6 protein-coding genes are annotated in these 10,185 nt (G+C 34.8%); 4 read left to right on the top strand and 2 right to left on the bottom strand.

The window, feature by feature from the left end:
- Positions 1 to 51: 51 nt before the first annotated feature.
- From CIGNP91_RS08245 to CIGNP91_RS08230, 4 genes are all read left to right on the top strand, one after another.
- Positions 52 to 1,650, top strand: a complete 1,599-nt coding sequence (locus tag CIGNP91_RS08245; RefSeq protein WP_086253894.1) for a flagellin B — start codon at positions 52 to 54, stop codon at positions 1,648 to 1,650.
- A 260-nt stretch (positions 1,651 to 1,910) separates the two neighbouring features.
- A complete protein-coding gene (locus CIGNP91_RS08240) occupies positions 1,911 to 4,319 on the top strand; it encodes a hypothetical protein (protein WP_086253893.1) in 2,409 nt (802 codons plus the stop codon).
- Positions 4,320 to 4,322: 3 nt separating this feature from the next.
- The gene (gene glmS / locus CIGNP91_RS08235) at positions 4,323 to 6,131 is read left to right on the top strand and encodes a glutamine--fructose-6-phosphate transaminase (isomerizing) (RefSeq protein ID WP_086253892.1); all 1,809 of its coding nucleotides are present in this window, start codon (positions 4,323 to 4,325) and stop codon (positions 6,129 to 6,131) included.
- A gap of 127 nt (positions 6,132 to 6,258) precedes the next feature.
- Positions 6,259 to 7,272, top strand: a complete 1,014-nt coding sequence (locus CIGNP91_RS08230; protein ID WP_236848392.1) for an SEL1-like repeat protein — start codon at positions 6,259 to 6,261, stop codon at positions 7,270 to 7,272.
- A 50-nt stretch (positions 7,273 to 7,322) separates the two neighbouring features.
- Here the strand turns inward: CIGNP91_RS08230 and murI are convergent, their stop codons facing one another.
- Positions 7,323 to 8,078 carry a glutamate racemase gene (murI, locus tag CIGNP91_RS08225; RefSeq protein ID WP_086234932.1) on the bottom strand — a complete coding sequence of 252 codons (756 nt, stop codon included), beginning with the start codon at positions 8,076 to 8,078 and terminating at the stop codon, positions 7,323 to 7,325.
- Entirely contained in the window at positions 8,078 to 9,880 is a 1,803-nt protein-coding gene (locus CIGNP91_RS08220; protein WP_086253891.1) for a menaquinone biosynthesis decarboxylase, read from the bottom strand. Before CIGNP91_RS08220 ends, murI begins: the two co-directional genes overlap by 1 nt.
- Between the last annotated feature and the right edge of the window lie 305 nt (positions 9,881 to 10,185).

The raw sequence follows: 10,185 nt of genomic DNA, 5'->3' as shown, positions 1-10,185 counted from the left end.
CCCTAAATGGATTTAAGTTTTATAGGGAAATCTTAACACAAAGGAAAAGTTATGAGCTTTAGAATAAATACTAACATCGCAGCGATGAATGCTCATGCCAACTCTTTGATCAATGATAGAGAGCTTACTAGCTCACTTGGCCGCCTAAGCTCAGGTCTTAGAATTCAAACAGCAGCTGATGATGCATCAGGTCTTGTTATTGCTGATTCACTAAAAAGCCAAGCTAGCTCTTTAGGTCAAGCCATATCTAATGGTAATGATGCAATTGGTATTGTTCAAACTGCTGATAAAGCTATGGATGAACAGATTAAAATACTTGATACTATTAAAACCAAAGCTATCCAAGCAGCCAACGACAGCCAAAACAGCGACTCTAGAAAAGCAATCCAAAATGATATCTCAAGACTTCTTGATGAGCTAGACAATATCGCCAATACCACAAGCTTCAATGGTCAAAAGCTATTAAATGGCAATTTCACTAACAAAAACTTCCAAATAAGTGCTTATAGCAACCAAACGGCCAAAATCAGCGTAGAAAACACCAACTCAAACGCCATAGGCCACACTCATTATCTCTCTACTACGCCTATGATTTTCGATAACAACAAATTCGATACCGCGAATTTCACTATGCAATTAAACGCCGTACCAAGCCATTTAAATGGCATTAAATTCGACGCTATCTCTGGTCAAGAGATACTAGATAATGGGCTAGGAGTCATAGCTGATAAGATAAACTCTTATAGCAGCGAGACGGGTGTTAAGGCTAAAGTTAAGAATGAATTTATTAGCTCTGTTCCGATACTTGGCAGTGCTTTTTTCCCTGGCAGTGTTTCGAAATTAAGCATAAATGGAGTAGAGATAGGGACAAATTTAAGCGTGGCAAATAGAGATCCTTCAAATGCTCTAATAGACACCATCAATGCCAAAAGCGATATAACTGGCGTTAGTGCTTCTAATGCTGGAGGGCGTTTATCAATGAGCTCTAGTAACGGTAAGCCAATATTAATTCAAGTAGGCACGACAAATGATGCCGATGCATTGGGGCTAGCTATGCAAGATAGCACCGGTGCAAAAAGCACAAGTGCATTAATCTTAGGTGAACTCTATCTACAATCAAATAATGGCTCACCACCATCTTTGGATCTCAAAGAGACTACAGGCAATATAAAAGGTGCTGGGATTGATGGTTTAAATCCTAAGGCCGCTGATACAAATGATATAATAGGCTCTCAGCTAAGAGAACAATTATCACTTAGTCTAAGTGATTTGGTTAGAAACAAGCTAGATGAGCATGTATTAAGGGCGATGGGTCAAGTAGAGCTATTAAATCCGATTTTGGAGTTGCCAGCTGGAGTTAATAGCTATGCAGGGGCACAAGCTTTGATAGATGTATCATTAAATGCGCTTAAAAAGCTAGACAAACTAAGAGCTGATCTAGGTTCAGTCCAAAATCAATTAGTAGCTACGATAAACAACATCACAGTTACCCAAGTCAATGTCAAATCAGCTGAAAGTCAGATACGGGATGTGGATTTTGCTAGTGAGAGTGCGAATTTCTCTAAATTCAATATCCTAGCTCAAAGCGGTAGCTACGCCATGAGCCAGGCAAATGCTGTACAACAAAATATATTAAGACTATTACAGTAAAATCTGATTTAATGAAATGCCATTATTATAATGGCATTTCATTAAAATAATTTTTGAAATTTTATTGCTTTTAGTAAAAGTTTTGATTAGGCTAAGTTTTTAATTAATGCATTATCTCTTAAAATATATTTTTTATTATTTTATATAGTAAGATTATCACATAAAATAAATTAGATTCATTATCAATTTTGATTTATATAAATTTATATATAATATAGTTGCAAGTTGAATTTAGATAAAATACTACTTAAAGGAAGTAGATGAGACTTAATAAGAATAAAACAAATATAAAATTAAAAGAAGATATAGCCAAATGTAAAGAGAGTTTAAAGAGTCGGTTTATAAAGCTGGGTGGTAGGAATTATGGAATTTATCAATCTAAAGAGATAGATAAGTTTTTAAAATCAGCTTTTGATATAGTTAAATTAGACTCATTTGGTGAGTTTGTATTAAGTGATGATAGTGTGCCACTATGTGTGGTAGCTATAGGTAGTTATGCGCTTGGTGAAATGAGTGTTAAAAGCAGCATTGACCTAGCTATAATCTATAAAAATGAATTAGGCTATAATGCTAAAATCATCGCCCAAAAATATTTGCAAATTTTAAAAAGTGTAGGCTTAGATATAGAGGCAAAACTATATGAACAAGATGAGTTGTGTGTGATATCTAATGATATTGAACTAGCGATATTGTTTAGCCATATTCGTTTAGTATGTGGCTCAAAAATATTATATAAAAATATTAAAATTCAAATTACTAAAATCAATAAAGATAAAAAAGATGAGCTAATTCGTTATCATTTAAATAAACTCGAACCAATGAACTGTCCGCACTATTTAGATTGTAGTCCAAATTTGCTTAATGGTAGTGGCGGATTTATGGATTATAAAAGGGTATTTTGGCTTTTTAGCCTCTTTGGCGGCACATTAAAGACAAATATATTAAAGTATATTGATGAAGATGAGTTAAGTGAGTTAAATTTGGCTTTTGATTACATTAGCTCACTTCGCTCAGCCCTTCAAATTAGCGGTGGTGGCGAGATATTAGGGCGTGAATATCTAGATTCTGTAGCTAAAATAATGCAAACCAAAGCAAAAAAAGGCCTAAGTTCTCAAGAGATACTCCTAAGCAAATGCCTATGGGCTATGCATACTATATATATCTATTCAAGATATCTAGCTAGGCGTGCTTTTGGGGTGAAAATATCATTAGGCACAGCTAGAATATGCCGTTTGCCAAGCGGTCTATACAATATCGCAAATACCATCTATGCACCAAGCCGCAAAAAGCCAATCGATCTTAAATCAGCGCTTAAAGAGTTAAGCTTTTTGCCAGATGTGGAGCTGAAATTTGATATAAGTGTGCTTATATATATAAAGCGTTTAGATGATGGCAACCACCCAAAAGTATATGATGGATTAAAAAAGATATTAAATCGTAGATATAGTAAGGATATCTTAAAGCTACTCTTAGATAGCTCAAAGCTATTTAAGATTATAAAGCCGATGGAGTTTAGCACTCATTTGGCTAGTTTAGAAGGTGATTATAGCCTAGATGAGAGTTGCGTAGCGATCGTAGGAGAGATAGAAAATATCCAAGATAGATTTGTTCTTAGTCTATATAATGATCTTTGTGCCAATGGCAAAATGCTCTTAAAGCTAGTAGCACTTATGCATCAAGCCTCGCCAAATTATGTAAGTAGCGCTAATATATTTAGGTCGTATTGTGCGAAATTAGATCTATTACAAAAGACCATAAATATGGGGATAAATCTGATAAAAAATCAAAATCAATTAATAGATATCCTATCAGAGCCAATTAGTGAGCCAATAATGCTAAATTTAGTAAGCTCTATCAAAGAAAAACAAGCTCTAAAACTACTATATATTCTAACTTACGCTAGATTAAAAGCTAGGAATTTAAATCATTTTAGCGATATTGACAATGCCAAATTGCGTCAAATTTATGATAGTGCTTTGAGTGCTTTTGATAGCGATGAGAGCTTGATGGATAGCGTTAATAAACGGACAAAAAAGATAGAATTACTCAAAAAACAGAGAGAATTTATCGCTTTAGATAAGGATATAAAAGAGCAAATTCTAAGCATAGAGTCAAATTTGCTCTTTAGCAAGTATAGTCAGCAGCAGATAATAGATATCGCCCTTAGGGCTAGTGAGTGCTCAAATATCGATTTAGAACTAACTAGCCATAGCCTACAAATCATAGCCAAGAGTAATTGGAATATGGCGATGGCTCTTAGGGAGCTTCGTGGGTTTGATCTTGCGTATATGGAGATTTGTGAGCTTTTTGATGGTAAGAGCTATATAAGGCTAGATTATAATTCCAGTATCGATAAGAGCAAAAACGAGATTATCCAGGCACTATGCTCTAAAGAGAAACCGCAATATGACAAGCCGGTGATTTTGCCTAATGAAGTTAGCTTTGATATGAACTATTCTCAAAATTATGCGAAATTAAATATCAACGCCAAAGATCAGCGTGGATTTATGATTTATATCCTAAGTATGCTTAGCAAATTCCAAATTAAGCTAGCAAATGCTAGAATACAAACCATCAAAAACCGTACCAGAAATATGTTTCTTTTATCTGTAAATGATGATTTAAAGAGCGTAGTGGATGAGTTTTTAAAAGAGATTATAACGGAGTAAAATATGTGTGGAATCGTCGGCTATATCGGTAAAAAAGAGAAAAAAAATATTATATTAAATGGATTAAAAGAGCTTGAATATCGTGGATATGATAGTGCGGGGGTGGCGATTATCAGCGGTAATGAGATGAGCTATTATAAGGCTGTTGGTAAGCTTGAGAATTTAGCTAGTAAAATGAAAGAGTGCCAATACCTTGGCAGTGGCGTAGCTATAGGCCATACTAGATGGGCGACACATGGCAAACCTACTGAGATAAACGCTCATCCGCATTTAGGTGAGTATAGCTTTGTTATTCATAATGGAATTATAGAAAATTACAAAGAGTTAAAAGATGAGCTAGAAGCTAGTGGGGTGAAGTTTTTAAGTCAGACTGATACAGAGGTTATAGTCCATCTTTTTGAAGAGTATAATAAAAGTGCTAAAACCCCATTTGAAGCTTATAAAAAGACAATTAGCAGATTAAAGGGTGCTTATGCTACTTTGCTTGTTACTAAGGCTGCTCCAGATGAGATATTTTTTGCTAAAAATGCGGCTCCTTTGATTATCGCTAGAGATGGGGATGAAATTTATCTATCTAGCTCGGATTCTCCATTAATCGGCCTAGCTAAGGAGGCCATATATCTAGAAGATGGCAGTTATGGCGTGGCGAAATTAGGAAATTTAACTATATTTGATGAGAATAATCAAGAGATAAAGCCAAATTTCACCGAACTACCAAAAGACAAAGGCTACGCCCTAAAAGATGGTTATAGATTTTTTATGGAAAAAGAGATATATGAGCAGTCTCAAGTGATCGCTGAGTGCTTGATGGGTAGATTGAGCGATGATGATTTGAATTTGGATATCGATATAAGCTTATTTAATGATATCGATGAGGTGGTCTTGTGTGCTTGTGGGACTAGCTACCATGCGGCCTTAGCTGCTAGCTATCTATTAGAAAGATTAGCCAAAATCAGAGCTAGCGTAGTTGTGGCTAGCGAATTTAGATATAAAGAGCCGTTTTTAAATCCAAATTCGCTATTTATAGTAATTAGCCAAAGCGGTGAAACAGCAGACACGCTAGAAGCCTTAAAAATCGCTAAAAACGCAAATTTAAAAACCCTAGCTATCTGTAATGTGGATAATTCTAGTATTGTCAGAATGGCTAAAGAAGTATTGCTAACTCGTGCTGGGATAGAAAAGGGTGTAGCAAGTACCAAAGCCTTTGCTACTCAAATGATATGTTTATGGATGCTAGCTCTAAAATTAGCCAAAATTCGCCACACAATCGATGATGAAACCTTAGAAAATGAGATTAAAACATTGAGAAATATCCCATCTGTTGTGAATTTTGATAAGAGCTTACAAGAGAAAATCTATCGCAAAGCCAAGCACTATGTCCATGGGCATGGATTTTTCTTTATCGGTAGGGATATATTTTACCCACTTGCTCTTGAAGGGGCGTTGAAATTAAAAGAGATTAGCTACCTACACGCTGAGGGCTATCCTGCTGGTGAGATGAAGCACGGGCCAATCGCTTTGGCTGATGAGGGTCTATATACGATTGCTTTATTACCACAAACCATCTTATATGATAAAACTAAATCAAATATCGAAGAATTAGCCGCTAGAGATGCCTTCATTACTACCATTTCGCCTTTGGAATTTGAGCTTAGCGATGACTTTATCAAGATCAATTCTCATTCACATCCGATGAGTGAATTTTTTGAAATTATGGTTGTTTTACAACTTTTTGCGCTTGAAATTTCTATTAGATTAGGCAATGATGTAGATATGCCAAGAAACCTTGCTAAGAGCGTAACTGTAGAATAGGAATTTAATAAAAATATTATAAAAAAGCTTATTTGGATTATTTCGCTACTTTTTAGCGTGGTTGTGGGTAGGGATTTGAATTTTAAGTTTAAATTTATTTGAGTTTTAAATTTAAAAAGGAGATTTTATGACAAAGATTATTTGGATTGTTGCGCTACTTTTTAGCGTGGTTGTAGCTAAGGATATGGATCCTAAAAAGCTAGAAAGCTCTTGCGATAATGGCAATATGGATATTTGCTTTTCTCTTGGCACCTTATACGCAAGAGGCGAAGGCGTCAAACAAAACTACCAAAAAGCTGCCGAACTATTAGAAAAAGCTTGTGATGGCAGAGCTTCGCTTGCTTGTATATTTCTTGGCATCTTATACGAAAAAGGTGAAGGTGTCAAACAAAACTACCAAAAAGCTTTCGAACTATACCAAAAATCTTGCGATGGTGAAAATCCAGTTGGTTGCGGCCTTCTTGGCACCTTATACGCAGAGGGCAAAGGCGTCAAACAAAACTACCAAAAAGCTTTCGAACTATACCAAAAATCTTGTGATGGTGGAAATCCATATGGTTGTAGGAATCTTGGAAAGCTATATTATGATGGCAAAGGCGTCAAACAAAACTATCAAAAAGCAGCCGAGCTATTTACAAAAGCTTGTGATGACAGGGATCTAGGTGGTTGTAGTGATCTTGGATTGTTATATTATAATGGCGAAGGAGTAAGACAAAACTACCAAAAAGCTTTCGAACTATGGACAAAATCTTGCGATGGTGGAGAACCATATGGTTGCTATAATCTTGGCACCTTATACGTAGATGGCAAAGGCGTCAAACAAAACTATCAAAAAGCAGCCGAACTATTGGAAAAAGCTTGCAATGGTGGAATTCTATTTAGTTGCAATAATCTTGGATGGCTATATTATGATGGTAAAGGTGTAAAACAAAACTACCAAAAAGTAGCAGAGCTATCTAAAAAATCTTGTGATGGTGGAAATCCAGTTGGTTGCGGCCTTCATGGCATCTTATATGAAGAAGGTAAAGGTCTAAGACAAGATTACGCTATGGCTAAGGAGTATTATGGCAAGGCGTGTGATTTAGGTGAACAACTTGGTTGCGATAATTATAAAAGATTAAATATCTATATAAAAGATTAAATAATAGATAGCTTATAATGATCTAAGTATATATCTTAGGGCTTATCTACTTAGATCTTTCTCATCTCATCAAGCCTTGATAGAAATGGGGTGATGAGATTTATATCTTTTTGTTTTTTAGATGAGTAGTAGATCAAATTTTTATCTAAATTTTTGCCATTTTCTAGCTCATCTAATCTTCTTTTGATCTGCTTTATAGTCCCATTTATCCCATCTACAATCTTACAATTTGGCATTAAAGCAGCAAAACTATCTTTAAAATAGTTAAAATGCGTACATCCTAGCACCAAAAGTGATATATTTGTAGCATTGATTTGAGCTATTTGCTCAGCTATATATCGCTTCACTGATGGTGAGTCAAACTCCATATTTTGAGCGAATTCCACTAGCTTTGGCATAGGTAAAAGATAGGTTTTATCGCTTAAATTTGATCTTTTTAACAGCTCATTTAGCTTAGCACCCTTTATCGTAGCTGGCGTAGCGATAACTAGTATATTGCCATCTTCGCTTTGACCTAACTTCACTGCTGGTTCCATCCCGATAATCGGTATGCTAAATTTCTGCCTAAGGTCGCTTATAGCAGCACTCGTGGCGGTATTACACGCAATTACGATTATATCAGCCATAGGGCGCAAAAACTCGACCGCATCAATGCTAAGAGCTCTTATCTCATCAATGCTCTTTACCCCATAAGGTGCGTTGTCATTATCAGCAAAATAGATAAAATCACACCCTTTAAGCTCCTTTTTAGCCTCATTTAAAAGACTTAGCCCCCCAAATCCAGAGTCAAATACCGCTACAACCATCAGCCAAATATCTCAAATTTTTCAAATAATTTTGTATCATCATCTATCAAGCCTCTATCAATCAAATTTTTAACAACTTCTTGATTGCAATTGGTCTCTTTAGGCCACTCTTTTGTATAGCCATCATCTATGGTTTTGCGAGTCGCATCGATGCAAATTTGCTCATCATCTATATATATATCTCGCTGGGCATCAATGCTATTAGTAATACGCCATACCATCATATATGGATTATCTATTCTTGAATCAATATCTGTAAATATTATAATTTTAAAATGTTTTTTAAGCGTTAAAAGAGAGTTAAAAAGAGATTTTAGGTTTGATTTTTTATCTACTTTTACCATACAGATTGGATTTTTGGTATCGGTAAAATATTGATATACCTCTAAAATATCAGAGCTTATTTTTTTAAATTTATCTAGTAGTTCGGTATTGCTTATCACGCTTGGTGCTAAAGTAGCATAGTCTATAGATGCATCTATGCCTAGTTTACCTCCATAGCATGAGTTTGGACTAGCATGATCTAATTGATCGCAAATTCCGCTTGTGATTAGACAGCTTTTAGGGCTAAATCTGTCTAAGACAAATTTAGCCAAATTTTTATAATCCTCCAAATTCGGCGCATCGCTAGGCACGAAAATAGCGTGTTTTACAAAGCTCATCTGACCAACGCCCCAAAATGCATGCATAAGCTGCTGAGCGTGTGCTGGATAAAGGTTATTAAATTTAGCTAATATTAAGTTATGAAATACTCCATTTTCAGGCATTTTATAATCAATCAGATCTGGCGCAGTAGTTTGCAAAAGTGGCAAAAATATACGCTCAGTTGCATATCCCATATATTTATCTTCTAAAGGCGGTTTACCAACGACCGTAGCAGAAAATATAGGATTTTTTTTGTGAGTGATTTTTGTTACTCTCATCAGCGGAAAAGGCTCAATCGGCGTATAATATCCAGTATGATCGCCAAATCTTCCCTCATCTCTTAGCTCATTTGGATCTATAAATCCCTCAATGACAAAATCAGCATCAAAAGGCACATAAATATCATTTGTGAGCGATTTTACCAGCTTTGCGGGCTTTTTGCGGATAAATCCATATAGCATTAATTCAAAAATATTTTTTGGTAATGGAGCCTGCCCACACCAGATATATAATGGATCGCCACCGATCGCCACGCTGACTGGCATTTTCATCCCTGCTTTTTTATATTCATGAAAAAAATGCGCCCCATCTTTGTGAATTTGCCAGTGCATTCCAAGCTCATTTTGGCTATGGACTTGAAGGCGATACATACCCAAATTTTGAGTAGTTCCATTTAACGCCTTAGTATAGACTTGACCCATCGTGATAAAGGCACCACCATCATCATCCCAAGTTTTCAAAACCGGAAGTTTATATAAATTTGGCTCTTTAAATTCACACTCTTGACATATACCCTTGCCTTTTAATCTTTTTGGAAAAATGGATTTTAAACTCAAAAGATAGCCAAAAAAATCTATTTTTTCTTTCAGAGAATTTGGCTTTTTAGGCTTTAAAAGAGCTGAAATTTCATCAGAAATATCACTAATATCACGCCCAAAAATTATCTCCAAAGCCTTAAAACTACCAAAAATATTTATTATCACAGGGGGAAATTTATCACCATTTTTATTTATAGGATTAGTAAATAATATAGCTTTAGAATTATCTTTTTTAACTTCGATGTAGCTAATATGAGCAATTTCAAGATCAATATCGCATGGCGCTTCTATAATTTTTAATAGATTATTTTCTTTAAGCAAATTTATATAGTAATGCATGTTTTCTCCATTTTTAAACAAAGAAAGTCTATCATAATATATAAAACATTAAGCAAAAAGTTAGATAAAATCATAAATTTAGAGTAAAAAATTTGAATTTAGACTAAATTTAATTAAAAATTTAAAATATTTAGGAAAATAGCCTAATATTTAATCTTTTTTTAAGCATATCTCTTATATAATTCCAGCTCACGAATTGAGAAACACCTTAACCTTCTGAAAAGCTTGGTTAAATCATCTCTTTATCGTTTTTGTTTTTTAATTTTTATAATGTTAAACTATCTTTTATAGTCAATCTTTGAAAT

Source organism: Campylobacter sp. P091 (assembly GCF_002138935.1).
In the GTDB taxonomy this organism is placed as follows: Bacteria; Campylobacterota; Campylobacteria; order Campylobacterales; family Campylobacteraceae; genus Campylobacter; species Campylobacter devanensis.
Note: the sequence above shows the minus strand (reverse complement) of the source record. Positions and strands in the feature narration are given on the sequence as shown.